This window comes from Brucella sp. GW823-FHT04E01 (assembly GCF_058796175.1).
In genome coordinates this window covers 243,765-260,799 of record NZ_JBXAIK010000001.1, presented here as the reverse complement: position 1 = coordinate 260,799, position 17,035 = coordinate 243,765, and the positions used below count along the sequence as shown (strand labels likewise).

Genomic DNA, 17,035 nt, shown 5'->3' with positions numbered 1-17,035 from the left:
TTACGAAACATGCTTGAGGAGTGTTTACCCATGGTAGAGAAAAGCGCCTTCGTCGTTTCACGGGACTGGTTGAAAGAACGGCTCGGCAAGCCGGGCATCGCGATTGTCGATGCCTCCTGGTATCTCCCGGCTGCTGGACGCAACGGGCAGGAAGAATACAACGCTGCACATATTCCAGGCGCTGTGTTCTTCGATCAGGACAAGATTGCTGACAAGGAATCCGGTCTGCCGCACACCCTGCCGTCGCCAGAGCTTTTTGCGCAGCATGTCGGTGCCATGGGAGTTACGGCTGATGAGACAGTTGTTGTCTATGACGGAGTCGGCATGTTTTCCGCACCGCGCGTCTGGTGGATGTTCCGCGTGATGGGTGTGAAGAATGTCTATGTACTTGATGGCGGCTTCGACGGCTGGAAAAAGGCTGGTTATCCGGTGACCGAAGAAGCTACAAAGATTGCGCCAACGCTGTTCACGCCATCATTCGACGAGGCCGCAGTGGTCGATTTCGTGCAGATGCGCGAAATTGTGGACGAGCGACGCTCGCAGATCGCCGATGCACGCGCAGCCGGACGCTTCACCGGACGCGATGCCGAGCCGCGGGCAGGCATGCGCTCCGGCCATATGCCCGGTGCACGCAACGTTCCCGTTGGCACTTTGTCTGAAAACGGTGAGCTAAAGGACCTTGCAAGCCTGCGCAAGATTTTCGACGAGGCCGGTGTTGATCTCTCACAACCGGTCGTTACGAGCTGTGGCTCTGGCGTTACCGCAGCGGTCATCATGCTTGCATTGGCGTCGGTCGGTCACAAGGATAATCGTCTATACGACGGTTCCTGGAGTGAATGGGGAAGCCGGCAGGATACACCAGTTGTCACCGGTGAAGCTGAATAAGCATGACCGGAAAACTGACCGCCCGCATCACCCACCTGGAAATGTCTGCCCGTCAGGCAGTTCAGGTGCCGGTGCCGTCTGGTATCCGCCTCGCTATGATGCGCGCGGGTGCCATGCCGGTCCATTACTACCGCTATCTCTATGAACAGATCGGGCGTAAGCATCACTGGATGATGCGCCGTGTTCAGACGGATGCGGAAGTTGCAGCCGTAATTCATGCAGATACGACTGAAATCCACGTTCTCTATGCAGAAGGCTGTCCCGCTGGATTTGTCGAACTCGACTTGACCGCTCTGCCGGAGGCTGCCGAGATTGTCTATTTCGGTCTCATCGATGATTTTCAGGGGCGGGGTCTCGGAAAGTTTTTCCTGAGTGAGGCCATTTCCGCAGCCTGGGCGCATGGACCGGAAAAGGTGACGATCCATACCAATACACTCGACAGCCCGCGTGCTCTGCAACTCTATCAAAAAATGGGATTCGTGCCGGTCGGTTGGTCCGAAGAGGTAATAGAACCCTGGGAATGAAGCGCGGCGCTATCCGCGCGCCACTTCGCGAGCACTTACGATAGAAACGACAGATGCGCTGGCAAGGCGCCCACTTTCTTCATCGAAGACCACGCAATTGCGTCCGCGCTGCTTCGCAATATAGAGGCAGCGATCAGCGCGGCTGAGTACCTGCGAGTTCGTCTCATTTTTCGGCGCAGAGGCAACACCGATACTGATCGTCAACGGATAGACCTGATACTCCGTTGTGTGAAACGGCGTATTTTCTACTTCTGCGCGTATGCGTTGTGCAACCCGCATACCGGTCTCTCCACTGGCACCCGGCAGAAAAACGCAGAATTCCTCCCCACCGATACGGCCGACAAGATCGCCTTTTCGCGTCACATTCTGAAGCGCGAATGCGATCAGCTTCAAGGCACGGTCGCCGACGCCATGGCCAAACGTATCGTTGATCGCCTTAAAATGGTCGGCATCGATAACGAGCAAGGTGCCGGTTTCGATACGGGAGCGGCTGATCTTCATGGCTTCGAACAACGCTTCACGGTTGAGAAGACCAGTCATGTGGTCGATCCGTGACCGTGCCTGCAGTTCGACATGCGCTTTTTCAAGCTGGAGATATGCGTCTTGCAACTTGCTATGTTGATGAAAAATATAGGCAAGAGAAGGGAAGGCCGTGGCTGCGGGAATGCCCGCGCTGAGGCCGAGCGCGACGATGCCAGGCGTGACGCCAGAAGTGAACGCCACTATCGAGGTTGCCCCGAGAGAGAACAACACGACAGACAACGTTATCAAGGCTGCTTTTAGTAGAGCAGTCTTCTTCATTTCCTCGCGCTCCCAACCCTGAGTGAGGATGATCTACGACCCGCGCCTGATCCCTATTAAGAACGGGCATTTATTTTGTGGGCCTTATAAAAGGAACGCCGGAGAGGGGAAAGATACCACCATGCGCTTCTTGCAATTTTTTGTCTATGAGTGCCATTATTGACACAATCACAGGTAGCATAGCGAATATATGTTACGAGGAAATGTAATTAAGCACAACTATGTTTAAAAGAACCGTCTCAATGAGACATAAATCGTAAGTGGCTAATATAAGTCAGGAAATACCCTGGGTTAGGCATTGTAACGAATCCCGGAGCGGCCTGACACTCCGGGATTTTGGCCGGGATTTCGCCGGCACTATGACTGCTGATGGCTTGAATCAGAAGACCGCCAAATATTTCAGAAGCGAAATGATGCCAATAATGATCACGATAACTTGAGCGATCTGTTTGACCTTGGCATCCAGAGGCAGCATGTTGATGAGATAAAGTACGAGGAAGATAACAAGAATTGTTATCAGAAGGCTGATGAGGATGGACATAGGCGGTCTGATCCTTCCCGGAACTTGGGGTTGCGTTGCCTAACCGACGACCGTTCCTCGACGCCGCCGATTGAGCCCGTTCAAACCGAAAGAAAGAGCAGGGCTCTTGCTAGCGGCACATCGTCTCCAATCCAAAAACGATGTGCCGGTTAACGTTCCAAGGAAAAGAAGGTTCCGCTTTGTAAGCAATAACTTAAATCAAACTGGCGCCGAACAGTGCAAGATTTTTCAGATATTCAGCTACGCATGCTGCCCGTCTCGCGGCGGCGCTGATGCCAGCTGAAAGCCTCTTCAATTAGATGAGGTGTATGCCCGCCACGTGCGCAAGCGCGGTCGAAATAATCGTTGAGTTGTGGGCGATAATCCGGGTGCGCACAGTTGTCGATGATGACACGGGCCCGCTCACGAGGGGCGAGGCCGCGCAGATCGGCAAGGCCCTGTTCCGTTACCAGAATGTCCACGTCATGCTCCGTATGGTCGATATGCGTGACCATCGGAACGACGGACGATATCGCGCCGTTCTTGGCTTCGGATTTGGTCACGAAGATCGAGATGAAGGCGTTACGGGCAAAGTCGCCTGAACCGCCAATTCCGTTCATCATATGCGTGCCGTCGACATGCGTGGAATTCACATTGCCATAAATGTCGAATTCGAGCGCTGTATTGATACCGATAATGCCGAGACGACGGATGACTTCCGGGTGGTTGCTGATTTCCTGCGGGCGCAGAATAAGCTTGTCGCGGTAACGGTCGATATTGTTGAAGACACGCTCTCCACAGGTGGGGCTGAGCGTGATCGATGATCCTGATGCAAAGTCGAGCTTTCCGGCATCGAACAGGTCGAAGGTGCTGTCCTGCAGCACTTCGCTATACATGCGCAGATTGTGGAACGGGCTATCGGCAAAACCGTTCAATACGGCATTTGCAATGGTGCCGATGCCAGCCTGAAGCGGATTGAGCGTCAGATCAAGACGTCCGGCAGCGACTTCCTGCATCAGAAATTCAATCAGATGGCCCGCAATGGCTATTGTTTCACCGTCGGCCGGTTCCACGGTCGAGGCGCTGTCATTTTCCTGCGTGATGACGATGCCTGCGATCTTTTCCGGTGGGATCGGGATATAGGGCAGGCCGACGCGGCTGTCGCACGCCGTGACCGGTATAGGGTCGCGGGAAGGGCGCTTCGTTGGAATATAGATGTCGTGCAGACCTTCAAGCGCCATAGGCTGATTAAGGTTCACTTCAACGATGACCTTATCGGCCAGAATGGCAAAACTTGCCGAATTGCCGATCGATGTCGTGGGAATGATTCCGCCGCTCTCGGTGATGGCAAGAGCCTCGACCACGGCGTAGTCGATAGGACCGATCTGGTTTGAGCGCAATTGCTCTACAGTTTCGGAAAGATGCTGGTCGATGAACATCACTTCGCCGCGATTGATCGCGGCACGCAGGGTTCTGTCGACCTGAAACGGCATGCGCCGCGAGAGCACGTGTGCTTCTGTAAGAATCTTGTCGACGTCGTGGCCGAGGGAAGCGCCAGTAATCAGCGTGATCTTGAAGGGATCTGTCGCAGCACGGGCAGCCATGGCAACGGGTACAGCCTTGGCGTCGCCAGCGCGGGTAAATCCACTCATGCCGACGACCATACCGTCCTGGATAAGGCTCGCGGCCTGTTCAGCGGTAATGATCTTGTCTCGAAGCGAAGTGTTTCGAATACGTGCTTCCAACATCTTTAAATCTACCTTCCTTCCCATCCGGACTTGAGCCGGAAATGGCGCTCACCGTCTCGAAAGCAAGATATCGCTACCGACCATCTGCGAAATACGGCGCCGCCCGGGTAATAGCCTATATGGACCGACAGTACACGCATGCTTTGGTCTTAGATGCCAAGACAGATTGCTGTGATACTGGTCGTGTTTCTCACGTCACGCGATTCTTCGAAATGATTGAAATCAACGATGTAAAGCAGGCTGCTGCGCGTCCAATCGGTGTGAAGGGCAGGATACAATCGGCTAATGCTTAGTGACGTACATCGATCACATAAGATAGATTATGGAACCAACCCATATCCATCTGTCTTGAAACATCGCGACAATCGCTTGCGGCGCTGTCGACATCTGAGCTCCTTCGAGACTTAGATGTGAACCCTGAATATCAGCCCAGAGTACTAGCGACGCTGAGCGATATAGAGATGGCCTGGAACTGGCGCTCCTTGTTCGCTGCGAACGACGATATCTTCGCAACGCACACAATCCATTCCGTGGTTGTCGAGCATTGCACGCACATAGGTTTGTGCGTGTGCAAAGCGCTGATAGTCTCCGACCATGAATGCACGCCCGGCAAGCCTTGTATCGTCCAGCGTCTCGCTGGAGAAGCCGAAATGTCCGCCTGATGACAGATGCGAGGCAACGCCCGTGAAGAATTTGTCGAGTTCGCCCATATATGGCAAAACATCGGTAGCCACGATCAGATCCCAATCCTGTTCGCTCGTGGTTTCGAGAAAACGAACGGCTTCGCCGACGAACAGCACCTGATAGTCGCCTTTCTCGTAAGCGACTTCGATCATGTTCTCCGAGATATCGACGCCGGTCTTATGTCCGGCCATGTCATCGAGCGCATCAGCTGACAAGCCAGTGCCGCAGCCCAGATCGAGCATGCGTTCAGCGAAAAACTCGTCGTTCATGTCGAGGAGCATTTCCCGCAGCTGCAGCGGAACGTCATAACCGAGCTGGTCAACAAGGATCGTGTCGAACATTTCGGCATGTTGATCGAAGAGTGTCGACACATAGGCATCCGGTGCCTTTAGAGGTACCGCGCCGCGTCCCATGCTCGCAAGCCGCACGGCTGCGCCGCCATGGTCATCAGGATCGATCCGCAGCACATCTTCATAGGCCTTGGCAGCGGCATCGAAATCGCCAGCTTTTTCCAGTGCAAGCGCCCGCTCATAGGCTTCTGCAAGCGCTTCCTGATCAAAAGCTGGTTGGTCATTCTCAGCCATAAAGATCGGCCCTTCTTCTGTTCTTGGCATCTGTTAGATGCGGTATGTAAGTGTTTGTAAAATCTATAATTTCTTACTTTGGTGGACATTCGAGCGCGTAGAGCAAGAGTATCCCTCCCCGCTTCCTACGCTTATCTGGAAAATCTCGCAAGCGGGGTCGCTGCAATCAGATGGTTCCCTACTCGGCAGCTGCTGTGACGCGCTCGTCTTGTCCTTTATGATCCGCCAGCTTTCGTGCAATCACAGCACAGGCCATAAGCTGGATCTGGTGAAAGAGCATCAAAGGCAGAACGATGCTGCCGACATTCGCACCGGCGAAAATCGCGCTTGCCATTGGAGCTCCGCTGGCGAGGCTCTTCTTTGATCCGCAGAACATGATCGTGATGCGGTCGGGACGATTGAAACCGAGCAACTTGCTGCCGTACCAGGTGGCCAGCAGCACAACGACCAGCAGAACGATGTTGACGCCCACCATCATGCCGAGATCGTGCCATGAAACGGTACGCCAAAGACCTTCAACCACAGCCTCGCTGAAAGCCAGATAAACGACCATCAGGATCGAGCCTCGGTCAACAAAGCCGAGTGCTTTGCTGTGCCGCCGCATGAAACTGCCGATCCATGGCTGCAGAATTTGTCCGAGTACGAAGGGTGCGAGCAGCTGCAACAGAATGGATTCGAGCGCATCGACCGATATTCCACCACCGCCTTTGACTGCGAACAACAAGCCGACCAGCAAGGGCGTGAGAAACATGCCGAAAATGTTCGACGCAGATGCTGATACGATTGCCGCTGAAACATTGCCGCCTGCAATTGAGGTGAAGGCTATGGACGACTGTACCGTCGAAGGCAAAACACAAAGAAAGAGGATACCTGTGTAGAAAGCTGATTGCGACAAGCCGGGAATGGTCCAGCCTGCCGCCAGACCGAGGATCGGAAACAGGACGAACGTCGATGACAGGACTGCCAGATGCAGCCTCCAGTGCGTTATGCCTGCAACGACGGCCTCACGCGAGAGCCTTGCACCATGCAGAAAGAACAGAAGCCCGACAGCAAATTTCGTTGCCAGCGCAAACCAGTCCGCAAAATCACCGTGCACGGGGAGCACGGACGCAAGCAGAATGGTCACGATCAGCATGCTGGTGAATTTGTCAGGCAGGAAGCGCATCATATCGTCCAATCTTGCAGGCATTGCGGAGCGCGACGCCCGCTTCATTCAAAACTCACATTCGTTCATAAACCTCTCGGGAGGAGTTTCAATCCTCCCGATATGGCGCGATAGCTCACACTTTTGAGATGTGGCTTCCAATTTACAATCCAAGCTGGTTCATTCGTAACCGTTGGGGTTCTTCGACTGCCAGTGCCACATATCCTGGCACATTTCGCGGAGGTTCTTCTCTGCGGACCAGCCGAGGAAATCGCGGGCAAAGGTTGGATCAGCGTAACATTCAGCAACGTCGCCTGGACGGCGCGGCGCAATCTCGTATTTGATCTCGCGGTTCGAAACATGCTCGAAGGCCTTCACGACGTCCAGAACGCTATAGCCCTGCCCCGTGCCGAGATTCACCTCGAAACACTGCGGCTCATCCAGCTTCTTGAGTGCCTTCAAGTGGCCGGCGGCCAGATCCACTACGTGAATGTAGTCGCGAACGCCGGTGCCATCGGGCGTTGAATAATCATTGCCCCAGACATTCAGTTTTTCGCGACGACCGGTCGCGACCTGCGCGATGATCGGCATCAGATTATTCGGAATGCCCTTTGGATCTTCGCCGATCAGGCCGCTCTCATGTGCGCCAACCGGGTTGAAATAACGCAGGATGGCGATCTTCCAGCTGTTGTCGCCGTTATAAATATCGCGAAGCATGTCTTCGATGACGAGCTTGGTCCGACCATAGGGATTGGTTGCCGATAGCGGCTGGTCTTCCGTGATTGGCAATTTCTGCGGATCGCCATAGACCGTGGCTGATGAGCTGAAAACCAGTGTCTTGACGCCGGTTGCTTCCATGGCCTGCAACAGGCGGAGCGTGCCCACCACATTGCAATCATAATAGAGCATCGGCTTTTCGCTCGATTCACCGACGGCCTTCAGACCGGCAAAGTGAATGACGGCAGTGCATTTGTGATGCCGGATCACTTGTTCCAAAAAAGCGCGATCTCGAATATCACCTGCTTCCCGGCGCGGCGTGCGCCCGGTAATCTTTTCGATGCGATGCAGGGCTTCCGGGTGGCTGTTGTCAAAATTGTCGACCACAACGACGTCGTGGCCTGCCTCGATGAGCTGAACACAGGTGTGCGAGCCGATATAACCAGCGCCGCCAGTCACAAGAATTGTCATCGTTTATGTATCCGCTTGTTGAACATACCGCCCTGATGTGCGATCCCCGGCTGACTATGCAAAATCAGTAACAGACTTCAAGCCATCCGGTGCGATTCTCTTGAATGGTTGCAATAGATCAGCCAAGTTTGACGGAGCGATGATGAAACCATCCCGCAATATTGATCGCCTTCTGGAAATCATGGCAGCGCTCCGTGACCCCGAAACCGGCTGTCCATGGGATGTGGAGCAGAGTTTCGAATCCATCATGCCCTATACGCTTGAGGAAACTTATGAAGTCCTCGATGCCATAGAGCGCAATGATATGGACGATCTGCGCGAAGAACTTGGCGATCTGTTGTTGCAAGTGGTGTTCCATTCGCGCATGGCCGAAGAACAGGGCAGCTTTGCATTTGGCGATGTTGTCGAAGCTATCACGCACAAGATGATACGTCGGCATCCGCATGTTTTCGGTGACGCTGAAGCCAGAAATGCAGGCATGGCCAAGGGCTCGTGGAATCGCATCAAGGCTGAGGAAAAAGCCGAGCGGGCCGAACGGCGTGAGAAACTCGGACTTGAAACGGCCGAGAAGAACGGTTTTCTGGACGATATTCCACACGCCTTCCCTGCCCTGCTTCGTGCTTTGAAACTTCAGCAGAAAGCCGCCAAAGTCGGCTTCGACTGGTCTGAGGCAGCACCGATCCTCGACAAGATCGCCGAAGAAACCGCAGAGCTGAAGGAAGCTATGGCGGCGAAGGAGCGCGCGGATATCGAAGAGGAATATGGTGACCTGCTGTTTGCTATGGTCAATTTGGGCCGCCATCTTGAGATCGATGCGGAAACCGCGCTCGTCGCAGCCAATGAGAAGTTCAAGCGGCGGTTCCATTTCATCGAAAAAACGCTCGGTGAAACCGGAAGCGACCTTGACGCCGCTACTCTCGATGAAATGGAAGCAATCTGGGGCGAAGCCAAGAAAAAAGGCCTCTAACTATTTGTTTTTAAGCATTTCCGGGCGCAAAACCGTTTCACACTTTCGCTGGAATGTGCAATCGGTCTATTTCTCATCTTCCCATTTTGGACGGAACATCTGGTAGACGCTTTCCGTCGTGGCAAAATCCATATAGCCAAGTCTGCTGACAGGTCTGGCTTTCGCGATATCGATGAGACCGTTGGTCAGGACCTGTTCATCGATATGCACGCCGACAACCTCACCGATCACCATGTAATTGTCGGTCGGCCTGCCCTCTTTGTCCTGCAATCGTTTGATTTCCACCGCGACACATTCAAACGCTGCATAGGCCTCCTTGACGCGTGGGGCTGCGATAAGCCTGCTCGACGTCTGGGTTAGTCCGGCATATTCGAACTCGCTGATACCGCGAGGCGCGTCGACAGATGATGCATTCATCTGGGTTCTCAAATGATCGCTCACCAGATTTGCGGTGAACTCGCCGGTTTCTTCGATGAATGAAACGCTGTCCTTCACACCACTCGATGAGAACATGACCATAGGCGGCGTGTCACAGATCGCGTTGAAGAAGGAGTAGGGCGCGAGGTTGACGGCGCCCTCCTTCGATTTCGTCCCGATCCAGCCTATGGGGCGTGGTGCAACGATTGCCTTGAACGGATTATGGGGCAGCGGGTGCCCTTCCCTCGGTTCATAAAACATATGTTTATCCGCTGATTAGAAAGTCTTGTTGAAGTCAGTTCTAAGCTTGCGTCCATGGGCCGGAATATTCGGTAACGATCTTGTCCATGTCGGCTCTCGGGCGTTCCGGCATCTTGTTTGCCGCCGTTCCGATATGAACAAACCCGGCAACACGTTCATTGGGTGCCAGTCCCAGAAAAGCGCGGGCGGAAGCGTCGTCCGAATACCAGTTTGTAATCCAGTTGCTGGCATAACCAAGCGCGTTCGCAGCCGTGCAAAGGTTCATTGCGACAGCGCCAGCCGAAAGGAATTGCTCCCATTCCGGAATGCGTTCATGCGCGACAGGCGCCGACACGACACCGACGACGAGCGGCGCACGCGAGAAACGCGTAAGCTCTTTTTCCTTGCGTCCTTCCGGCATCGGACCTTCAATTTCTTCGGCACGTTGGGCCAGATACTCGCCGACTTTCAGCCGTGCATCACCGCGATACAGGATGAAACGCCAGGGCGTCAGGCGTCCGTGATCAGGCACACGTGCTGCAACTTTCAGCAAGGCTGCAAGTTCCTCGCCCTCGGGTGCTGGTCCGGAAATTGCCGAAATCGGTGTGGAACTGCGCTGTGCCAGAAAATCGAAGATCGGATGGGCCACGGATAACCTCGTCACTAAAATGCTGCTTATATTGCTCCACTTATTCGGGGCTGCTTCTTCTCGCCCTTTGCATCCGTACTGTAAAGTCAAAATTCCAGAAACGATTAATCAACAGAAGTTGGAAAAATGCGGGTGCCGGAAGCGATTTGGCCTTGAATTCGCCACCCGCATGGGCTCAAAAATACAACATGTCGGATCGCTTGAACCTGTTTTACCCAAAGAGAAAAATTGCCCTGCGCGGAGGATCGTTTTTTACGGCGTTCGCGTTTGCCGTCAGTGCAATGCCATCGTTGGCTCAGAGCCTAGATCCGCAGACAAATATTCCACAGTTGCAGACCACCACGACTGGCCTGCCAGACTTGCCGCAGCCAGCGCTCGATCTTCCGACACTGAACACTTATGCCGCCCCATCCAGCCCGGAGAACAATCCGCTCGTCCAGACGCGTGAACTCGATCTCAAGGCGCGGTTGAGTGAAGGTGGCGGTGACATTCCGGCGGGGCTTGTATGGCGCGTGTTCTCGCCGGATGTCGGAGCGGATGGTCAACTGCCGTTGATCGCAAGTGCAAAGGGCGGCAGCGCTGTTTTCAATCTGCCCGAGGGCAGCTATCTGGTGCATGTCGCCTATGGGCGCGCCGGTGCTACCAAGCGGATCACGGTGGGCAACGCGACCCGTCATGAAGTGATGATGCTCGATGCGGGCGGGATGAAGCTCAGTGCGATTCTGCCGGATGGCGGCAAGATTAATGACGATCTCCTGCGTTTCTCGATCTATGCGGACGAAGACAATAATGATCGTTCGCTGATCGTGCCCGACGTCAAGCCGAACGCGATCATTCGCCTCAACAGCGGCACTTATCATGTTGTTTCCAACTATGGCACGGCCAATGCCACCATTCGGGCCGATATTCGCGTGGAAGCCGGAAAACTGACGGAAGCGACCGTTCAGCATCGGGCCGCGGAAGTGACGTTGAAGCTTGTGCGCGAGCGCGGCGGCGAAGCGCTTGCCGATACGTCATGGTCAATTCTGAACGCTTCCGGCGACGTGGTACGCGAAAGTGCTGGCGCTTATTCGTCGATGGTCCTTATCGAAGGCGATTATGTTGCCGTCGCCAAGAACAAGGACCGCATTTATCAGCGCGATTTCAAGGTTTCATCCGGCAAGAACGAGGAAGTCGAAGTCGTCGCCAATGGCGAATCCGAATCCGTTCAAGACAGCATGGATTGAGTTTAAACTATCTTCAAAAGCAAAAGGCCGCGCAATGCGCGGCCTTTTTATTGTTAGCCACCATTCTTGAGGCGGAGCAGATCGGGCGGGGTCGCCTCTTCCACCAGTCGTGCAATGGCTTCATCGAGCGTCATGGATTCCTGATCGCGCGAACCGAGACGGCGCATATTGACCGTGTTTTCTTCGGCTTCACGCTTGCCGCAGACAAGGATCACCGGAACCTTCTGCAAGGAATGCTCACGAACCTTGTAGTTGATCTTCTCGTTGCGCAGATCGGTCGAGACCTGCAGTCCGGCGGCTTTCAGCTTTGCCGCAGCCTGCGCCGCATATTCGTCGGCATCCGAGGTGATCGTGGCGACGACAACCTGCACCGGAGCAAACCATAGCGGCATGTGACCGGCGAAGTTCTCGATCAGGATGCCGAGGAAGCGTTCCATCGAGCCGCAGATCGCGCGGTGGATCATCACCGGCTGGCGCTTTTCAGAATCCTTGTCGATATAGAAGGCGCCGAAGCGTTCCGGCAGGTTGAAGTCCACCTGCGTCGTGCCGCACTGCCATTCACGACCGATGGCGTCCTTCAGCGTATATTCGAACTTAGGACCGTAGAACGCACCCTCGCCCGGCAGAATGCCGGTCTTGATGTTGTTGGACTGCTGCTGGATCTTTTCCAGCACCGACATCATCACGCTTTCGGCACGATCCCAGAGCTCATCCGAGCCGACACGCTTTTCAGGACGGGTCGACAGCTTGATGGTGATCTCTTCGAAACCGAAATCCTTGTAGACCGACAGGATCAGGTCATTGATGCGCAGGCATTCGGCAGCCATCTGCTCTTCTGTGCAGAAGATGTGCGCATCGTCCTGCGTAAAGCCGCGCACGCGCATCAGGCCATGCAACGCGCCTGACGGCTCGTAACGGTGCACATTACCGAATTCCGCAAGCTTGATCGGCAGGTCGCGATAGGACTTGAGGCCATGCTTGAAGATCATGACATGGCCGGGACAGTTCATCGGTTTCAGCGCAAAGACACGATCGTCATCGGTTTCGTCACCGGCAACGGTTACCTTGAACATGTTGTCGCGATACCAGCCCCAGTGGCCCGAGGTTTCCCAAAGCGATTTGTCGAGCACCTGCGGCGCGTTCACTTCCTGATAGCCATGGCTGTCGAGGCGGCGACGCATATAACTCACCAGATTCTGGAACATCTTCCAGCCCTTGGCGTGCCAGAACACAACGCCCGGTCCCTCTTCCTGGAAATGGAACAGGTCCATTTCACGGCCAAGGCGGCGATGATCGCGCTTTTCGGCTTCCTCAAGCATATGGAGATAGGCCTGAAGATCGTTGTCGTTGGCGAAAGCCGTACCGTAGATGCGGGTCAGCATCGGATTGTTGGAATCACCGCGCCAGTAAGCCCCGGCGACCTTCATGAGCTTGAAGGAATTGCCGATCTGGCCGGTTGAAGCCATGTGCGGGCCACGGCAGAGGTCGAACCAGTCGCCCTGATAATAAATCTTGAGGTCCTGCCCGGCAGGAATGGCTTCCACCAGCTCGACCTTGTAGTTCTCGCCCTTGTCGGCAAAAACCTGCTTGGCTTTTTCACGCGACCAGACTTCCTTGGTGAAAGGCTTGTTGCGCTGAATGATCTCGCGCATCTTCTTTTCGATCACCGGAAGATCGTCGGGCGTGAACGGTTCGTTGCGCGCAAAGTCGTAGTAGAAGCCGTTCTCGATAACGGGGCCAATGGTAACCTGCGTGCCCGGAAAAAGCTCCTGCACGGCCTCTGCCAGTACGTGCGCCGTATCGTGACGAATGAGTTCGAGCGCGCGCGGGTCTTCGCGGGTCAGAATCTCAATCTTGCCGGAAGCGCCGAGAGGATCGGAAAGATCGCGCACGGTGCCATCGACGGCATAGGCAACAGCTTTTTTGGCGAGAGATTTGGAAATCGATTCAGCGAGGCCCGCGCCGGTCATCGACGCATCGTATTCACGCACAGAGCCATCGGGAAATTGCATGGAAACGGTATTCGACATTCTGATCATCCTTATCCAGTCCCGCCAACGATTGCGGGTGGGTTCATGCGTATGAAAATGAAGGTTGGGTTCTAGTCTTTTTTGCCCAGCCAGTAAAGCGCGACAGACTGACAGCGTCAGGTCGCGCTCATCTGTGCAATTGAAATGAAATCAGTTCCGAATCGGGAGGCAGTCGATCTTCTGCTGCTTCAACTGCGAGCATGCCTTTTCGGCGGATGCAGAGTCCCTGAAACCGGAAAAACGCGCACGATAGACCTTGCGGCGCTTTTCTGCAGGCGAAATTTCAGCTTTCAGACCCGGTGCGACTTTGTCGACCGCCGGACGATATTTGGCCAGCAGCTCCTTGGCACCGGAAAGTGTCGGTGGAGCGCCGAGCTGAATCGTCCAGGCCGATGCTCCAGCGGCTGAGGCGATCAGGAAGCCACCGTCGCCCTGCTCGATACGGGAATCGTCGATCAGGTCTGCTACTGCGTCTGCTTTCGGCTGGGCCGGAGCTGCCTGTTTGGCGACAGGCTGCGGCTTTGCCATTGCAACGAGCTGCCCCGTGGCCTCAGTGCCTTCCGTGCCGAACCGGGTGAGCAGTTTCGCCATCTGGTCGTCGCGCTGCCGCGCCGATCCAGCCCCCAGTACAACGCCGACAAGGTGCTTGTCGTTGATGACGGCTGAGGAAACGAGGTTGTAGCCGGATACATCCGTATAGCCGGTCTTGATGCCATCGACGCCCTGATAGCGATACATCAGATTGTTGTGGCCGTTGCGAACACGGTCGCGGAAAGTGAAGGAGCGCTGCGAGAACAACTCATATTGTTCCGGAAAGTCACGGCGGAGCGACATGCCAAGCACGGCCATATCCCGCGCTGTGGTCAGCTGGGTTGACTTCGCGGTCAGTCCCGACGGATTGACGAAGAAAGTGCTCTTCATGCCGATCTGGCGCGCACGCTGCGTCATCAACCGGCCAAAAGCCGCTTCCGATCCGGCGATATATTCGCCCATGACCGTCGCCGCATCATTGGCCGACACGATAATCATGCCATTGATCGCATCGCGGACGGTAATCGTCTCACCCGGCTTCAGCCAGAGCTTCATGCGAACCTTTGCAGCCGCATTTTTCGATACAGGCATTGCATCGTCCCAATGCAGCGTGCCGGTCTTGAGACCTTCAAAGGCGAGATAGAGCGTCATCATCTTGGCCAGTGAAGCTGGTGCACGCTGCACATTCGCATCGTCCTGCCCAAGGATTCGCCCGCTATCGGCGTCGAAAACAACCCAGGACGTATTCGCCATCGCCACAGACGTACAAAGCACACTCGCACCGAGCGCTAAGGATGCAATGAGACGTGAAAGACGGGACGATGATTTCAGCATAACAGCTCACAGGAATAGGGACGCCGGGGGGACATGCAGGCAAATTGCGGCCCGAAAAAGACCACAGCACTGCCTTAAATTCCAATTCTCAATGAAACGTTGATATCCTTAATGAATTATAATCAGCTAACAAAAAACTGTCAGAATTCACAGCTGGGGGTAATTCGGGGAAACTGGGAGACGGCTCTGATAAAGCGCATCGCGCCCTAAGATGCCTGTTCCAAAAGTCGTCCTGTGTGGCTGCAAATGACGATTATCTGCGTGCTGGTGCTCATGTACCCAAAAGTACACTCCGCTCCGGTACTCGAAAATCACCATTTTCGCACACACAGGCCGCTTTTTGATTCAGGCATCTAAGATGCCGAGCAGCGCCAATACCGCCAGGGCAGATACCATTTGAGATCGCTGGAGAGTGCACGCGGCACCGGATCGAAACCGTGGGTTCCGAACGGCCCGCAACGCACGACGCGAAAAAGCCCCATCCATCCGCCGCTCCACAGGCCGTGGCGAGCAATGGCTTCATAGGCATATTCGGAACAGGTCGGCAGATGGCGGCAGGAATTGCCGATGAGAGACGACAATGTCACCTGATAGAAGCGCACGAACGAAGTGCCGATCACTCTTCCGGGTGTCTTGCGCCACGGATCTGTAAAATTCCGGCTATAGCGCTTTGGTGCGCCCTCGCCTGCGTGATTCTTGCCGCAAGAGCACATCAGGCAGCTTTGGCCTTTTCCTCGATTTGCCGGATGCAATCGACAACCGCATCGAATGTAAGCAGCGTGGATGCGTGGCGAGCCCTGTATTCGCGGACAGGTTCGAAATATTTGAGGTCGGCAAAACGCCCTTCCGGCGCCGGACCTTCTTCCTTCAGCATCTTGTACATTTCATCGCGGACGGCTTTCAGTTCCTCTGCGGAAGCGCCGATGATATTGCGCGCCATCACGGACGAAGAAGCCTGCCCAAGTGCACAGGCTTTCACCTCATGCGCGAAATCCGTCACCACGCCATCGACCATTTTCAGGTAGACGGTAACGGTCGATCCGCACAGTTTGGAATGCACTTTGGCAACGGCATCGGGCTCAGGAAGGCGCCCCAGACGCTCCATGTTTCCAGCGAATTCCAGAATACGTTTGTTATAAATATCATCGATCATGGAGGCGAACCTTCCGCAGTGCCGGAGAAAAACATAATTTTGTCGTCCGACTGCGGTTTGAAGTTGCAATTTAATGTCTATATAATAGGCAGGTAGCGTCTGCGCTATGGGTAACATTAGCACAGACCCGGGGGCAGTCGCACGAAAACCTGTCCGGTGGCCTCAAGCGCCGGATCAATACATCGCCCGCTCGCAAAGCGCATCGTTGTATTGTCCGTTTAACTCGTCTCCTCCTTGAAGGAGACTACTGGAGAATACTGATGGACGCTCGCATCCTCAAAGAAGATGACGAATCCGGCCTGCCGAACAAGCAGGCAGATGTAACTCTTTTGCATGGCAAGCCGACGCAGGCCGATGCAGAAGCAGCCGTACGCACGCTTTTGCTTTGGGCCGGAGACGACCCGGAGCGTGAAGGTCTTCTGGAAACGCCGAAGCGCGTTGCCAAGGCCTATAAGGAACTGTTCGCAGGTTATACGGAAAGCCCGGAAGAAGTCCTCGGCACAGTGTTCGAGGAAGTCGGTGGCTATAACGATCTTGTCCTCGTGAAGGATATTTCGTTCCATTCGCATTGCGAGCACCATATGGTGCCGATCATTGGCAAGGCGCACGTCGCCTATCTGCCTGATCACAAGGTGGTTGGCCTTTCCAAGATTGCCCGCGTCGTGGATATTTTCGCGCGCCGCCTGCAGACACAGGAAAGCATCACCGCACAAATCGCCGATAGCATCCAGCGCATTTTGAAGCCGCGTGGCGTCGCCGTCATGATCGAGGCCGAGCACATGTGCATGGCCATGCGCGGCATCCGCAAGCAGGGTTCGACGACCATCACCACCACTTTTACCGGCGAAATGCAGGTGAATGCGGAGGAACAGGTTCGCTTCATGACCCTGACCCGCAGATAAGCGGCAGA

18 protein-coding genes are annotated in these 17,035 nt (G+C 54.9%); 6 read left to right on the top strand and 12 right to left on the bottom strand.

Annotation, left to right across the window (positions count from 1 at the left end; all coding sequences use genetic code 11):
• The first annotated feature begins 30 nt into the window (after nt 1–30).
• Together sseA and AC1RHM_RS01430 are read left to right on the top strand one after the other, a co-directional pair.
• Complete coding sequence (gene sseA, locus AC1RHM_RS01435) at nt 31–885, top strand: 3-mercaptopyruvate sulfurtransferase (protein ID WP_010660088.1); 855 nt, start codon at nt 31–33, stop codon at nt 883–885.
• 2 nt (nt 886–887) lie between these two features.
• Nucleotides 888–1,409, top strand: coding sequence for a GNAT family N-acetyltransferase (locus tag AC1RHM_RS01430; protein ID WP_010660089.1), 522 nt, complete (start codon nt 888–890; stop codon nt 1,407–1,409).
• A gap of 9 nt (nt 1,410–1,418) precedes the next feature.
• Here the strand turns inward: AC1RHM_RS01430 and AC1RHM_RS01425 are convergent, their stop codons facing one another.
• From AC1RHM_RS01425 to scpC, 3 genes are all read right to left on the bottom strand, one after another.
• Nucleotides 1,419–2,210 carry a GGDEF domain-containing protein gene (locus AC1RHM_RS01425; protein ID WP_012092042.1) on the bottom strand — a complete coding sequence of 264 codons (792 nt, stop codon included), beginning with the start codon at nt 2,208–2,210 and terminating at the stop codon, nt 1,419–1,421.
• A 379-nt stretch (nt 2,211–2,589) separates the two neighbouring features.
• Nucleotides 2,590–2,751, bottom strand: a complete 162-nt coding sequence (locus tag AC1RHM_RS01420) for a Thivi_2564 family membrane protein (RefSeq protein WP_010660091.1) — start codon at nt 2,749–2,751, stop codon at nt 2,590–2,592.
• A 236-nt stretch (nt 2,752–2,987) separates the two neighbouring features.
• On the bottom strand, nt 2,988–4,478 hold the full coding sequence (gene scpC / locus AC1RHM_RS01415; protein ID WP_010660092.1) for a succinyl-CoA:acetate CoA-transferase ScpC: 1,491 nt from the start codon (nt 4,476–4,478) through the stop codon (nt 2,988–2,990).
• A 41-nt stretch (nt 4,479–4,519) separates the two neighbouring features.
• On the opposite strand from scpC, the gene AC1RHM_RS01410 reads away from it, so the two are divergent.
• Nucleotides 4,520–4,771, top strand: coding sequence for a hypothetical protein (locus tag AC1RHM_RS01410; protein WP_029376105.1), 252 nt, complete (start codon nt 4,520–4,522; stop codon nt 4,769–4,771).
• 144 nt (nt 4,772–4,915) lie between these two features.
• Here AC1RHM_RS01410 and AC1RHM_RS01405 read toward each other — a convergent pair whose 3' ends face one another.
• From AC1RHM_RS01405 to galE, 3 genes are all read right to left on the bottom strand, one after another.
• Nucleotides 4,916–5,746 (bottom strand): class I SAM-dependent methyltransferase, encoded by an 831-nt coding sequence (locus AC1RHM_RS01405; RefSeq protein WP_010660093.1) that lies wholly within the window; start codon nt 5,744–5,746, stop codon nt 4,916–4,918.
• Nucleotides 5,747–5,924: 178 nt separating this feature from the next.
• Nucleotides 5,925–6,911 (bottom strand): bile acid:sodium symporter family protein, encoded by a 987-nt coding sequence (locus AC1RHM_RS01400; protein ID WP_492332488.1) that lies wholly within the window; start codon nt 6,909–6,911, stop codon nt 5,925–5,927.
• Nucleotides 6,912–7,070: 159 nt separating this feature from the next.
• Nucleotides 7,071–8,078, bottom strand: coding sequence for a UDP-glucose 4-epimerase GalE (galE, locus tag AC1RHM_RS01395; RefSeq protein WP_010660095.1), 1,008 nt, complete (start codon nt 8,076–8,078; stop codon nt 7,071–7,073).
• 142 nt (nt 8,079–8,220) lie between these two features.
• On the opposite strand from galE, the gene mazG reads away from it, so the two are divergent.
• Complete coding sequence (gene mazG / locus AC1RHM_RS01390; RefSeq protein WP_029924824.1) at nt 8,221–9,045, top strand: nucleoside triphosphate pyrophosphohydrolase; 825 nt, start codon at nt 8,221–8,223, stop codon at nt 9,043–9,045.
• Between the two features lie 66 nt (nt 9,046–9,111).
• Here the strand turns inward: mazG and AC1RHM_RS01385 are convergent, their stop codons facing one another.
• Nucleotides 9,112–9,723, bottom strand: coding sequence for a flavin reductase family protein (locus tag AC1RHM_RS01385; RefSeq protein ID WP_151576357.1), 612 nt, complete (start codon nt 9,721–9,723; stop codon nt 9,112–9,114).
• Between the two features lie 40 nt (nt 9,724–9,763).
• Nucleotides 9,764–10,351, bottom strand: coding sequence for a nitroreductase family protein (locus AC1RHM_RS01380; RefSeq protein ID WP_010660098.1), 588 nt, complete (start codon nt 10,349–10,351; stop codon nt 9,764–9,766).
• A gap of 281 nt (nt 10,352–10,632) precedes the next feature.
• Here AC1RHM_RS01380 and AC1RHM_RS01375 point away from each other — a divergent pair, with 281 nt between their 5' ends.
• Nucleotides 10,633–11,577 (top strand): RgsD C-terminal domain-containing protein, encoded by a 945-nt coding sequence (locus tag AC1RHM_RS01375; RefSeq protein ID WP_373366444.1) that lies wholly within the window; start codon nt 10,633–10,635, stop codon nt 11,575–11,577.
• Nucleotides 11,578–11,630: 53 nt separating this feature from the next.
• Here the strand turns inward: AC1RHM_RS01375 and thrS are convergent, their stop codons facing one another.
• The 4 genes from thrS to AC1RHM_RS01355 all read right to left on the bottom strand — a co-directional run bounded on the left by thrS (nt 11,631) and on the right by AC1RHM_RS01355 (nt 16,125).
• The gene (gene thrS, locus AC1RHM_RS01370; RefSeq protein WP_029924832.1) at nt 11,631–13,607 is read right to left on the bottom strand and encodes a threonine--tRNA ligase; all 1,977 of its coding nucleotides are present in this window, start codon (nt 13,605–13,607) and stop codon (nt 11,631–11,633) included.
• Nucleotides 13,608–13,757: 150 nt separating this feature from the next.
• On the bottom strand, nt 13,758–14,972 hold the full coding sequence (locus AC1RHM_RS01365) for a D-alanyl-D-alanine carboxypeptidase (RefSeq protein ID WP_151576358.1): 1,215 nt from the start codon (nt 14,970–14,972) through the stop codon (nt 13,758–13,760).
• Between the two features lie 353 nt (nt 14,973–15,325).
• Complete coding sequence (gene yidD, locus AC1RHM_RS01360) at nt 15,326–15,685, bottom strand: membrane protein insertion efficiency factor YidD (protein ID WP_010660102.1); 360 nt, start codon at nt 15,683–15,685, stop codon at nt 15,326–15,328.
• Nucleotides 15,685–16,125, bottom strand: a complete 441-nt coding sequence (locus AC1RHM_RS01355; protein WP_029924835.1) for an iron-sulfur cluster assembly scaffold protein — start codon at nt 16,123–16,125, stop codon at nt 15,685–15,687. The genes yidD and AC1RHM_RS01355 overlap by 1 nt, the downstream gene beginning before the upstream one ends.
• A gap of 260 nt (nt 16,126–16,385) precedes the next feature.
• On the opposite strand from AC1RHM_RS01355, the gene folE reads away from it, so the two are divergent.
• The gene (folE, locus tag AC1RHM_RS01350) at nt 16,386–17,027 is read left to right on the top strand and encodes a GTP cyclohydrolase I FolE (RefSeq protein ID WP_006466810.1); all 642 of its coding nucleotides are present in this window, start codon (nt 16,386–16,388) and stop codon (nt 17,025–17,027) included.
• The last annotated feature ends 8 nt before the right edge of the window (nt 17,028–17,035 follow it).

What these genes read in the sequence shown, in the direction of transcription:
- sseA (WP_010660088.1), top strand. Translation starts at nt 31, where the DNA reads ATGGTAGAGAAAAGCGCCTTCGTCGTTTCACGGGACTGGTTGAAAGAA.
- AC1RHM_RS01375 (WP_373366444.1), top strand. Translation starts at nt 10,633, where the DNA reads ATGCCATCGTTGGCTCAGAGCCTAGATCCGCAGACAAATATTCCACAG.
- AC1RHM_RS01400 (WP_492332488.1), bottom strand. Translation starts at nt 6,911, where the DNA reads ATGCGCTTCCTGCCTGACAAATTCACCAGCATGCTGATCGTGACCATT.
- AC1RHM_RS01355 (WP_029924835.1), bottom strand. Translation starts at nt 16,125, where the DNA reads ATGATCGATGATATTTATAACAAACGTATTCTGGAATTCGCTGGAAAC.
- yidD (WP_010660102.1), bottom strand. Translation starts at nt 15,685, where the DNA reads ATGTGCTCTTGCGGCAAGAATCACGCAGGCGAGGGCGCACCAAAGCGC.
- thrS (WP_029924832.1), bottom strand. Translation starts at nt 13,607, where the DNA reads ATGTCGAATACCGTTTCCATGCAATTTCCCGATGGCTCTGTGCGTGAA.
- folE (WP_006466810.1), top strand. Translation starts at nt 16,386, where the DNA reads ATGGACGCTCGCATCCTCAAAGAAGATGACGAATCCGGCCTGCCGAAC.
- AC1RHM_RS01420 (WP_010660091.1), bottom strand. Translation starts at nt 2,751, where the DNA reads ATGTCCATCCTCATCAGCCTTCTGATAACAATTCTTGTTATCTTCCTC.
- galE (WP_010660095.1), bottom strand. Translation starts at nt 8,078, where the DNA reads ATGACAATTCTTGTGACTGGCGGCGCTGGTTATATCGGCTCGCACACC.
- AC1RHM_RS01425 (WP_012092042.1), bottom strand. Translation starts at nt 2,210, where the DNA reads ATGAAGAAGACTGCTCTACTAAAAGCAGCCTTGATAACGTTGTCTGTC.
- AC1RHM_RS01430 (WP_010660089.1), top strand. Translation starts at nt 888, where the DNA reads ATGACCGGAAAACTGACCGCCCGCATCACCCACCTGGAAATGTCTGCC.
- AC1RHM_RS01365 (WP_151576358.1), bottom strand. Translation starts at nt 14,972, where the DNA reads ATGCTGAAATCATCGTCCCGTCTTTCACGTCTCATTGCATCCTTAGCG.
- mazG (WP_029924824.1), top strand. Translation starts at nt 8,221, where the DNA reads ATGAAACCATCCCGCAATATTGATCGCCTTCTGGAAATCATGGCAGCG.
- AC1RHM_RS01405 (WP_010660093.1), bottom strand. Translation starts at nt 5,746, where the DNA reads ATGGCTGAGAATGACCAACCAGCTTTTGATCAGGAAGCGCTTGCAGAA.
- AC1RHM_RS01410 (WP_029376105.1), top strand. Translation starts at nt 4,520, where the DNA reads ATGGCGCTCACCGTCTCGAAAGCAAGATATCGCTACCGACCATCTGCG.
- scpC (WP_010660092.1), bottom strand. Translation starts at nt 4,478, where the DNA reads ATGTTGGAAGCACGTATTCGAAACACTTCGCTTCGAGACAAGATCATT.
- AC1RHM_RS01385 (WP_151576357.1), bottom strand. Translation starts at nt 9,723, where the DNA reads ATGTTTTATGAACCGAGGGAAGGGCACCCGCTGCCCCATAATCCGTTC.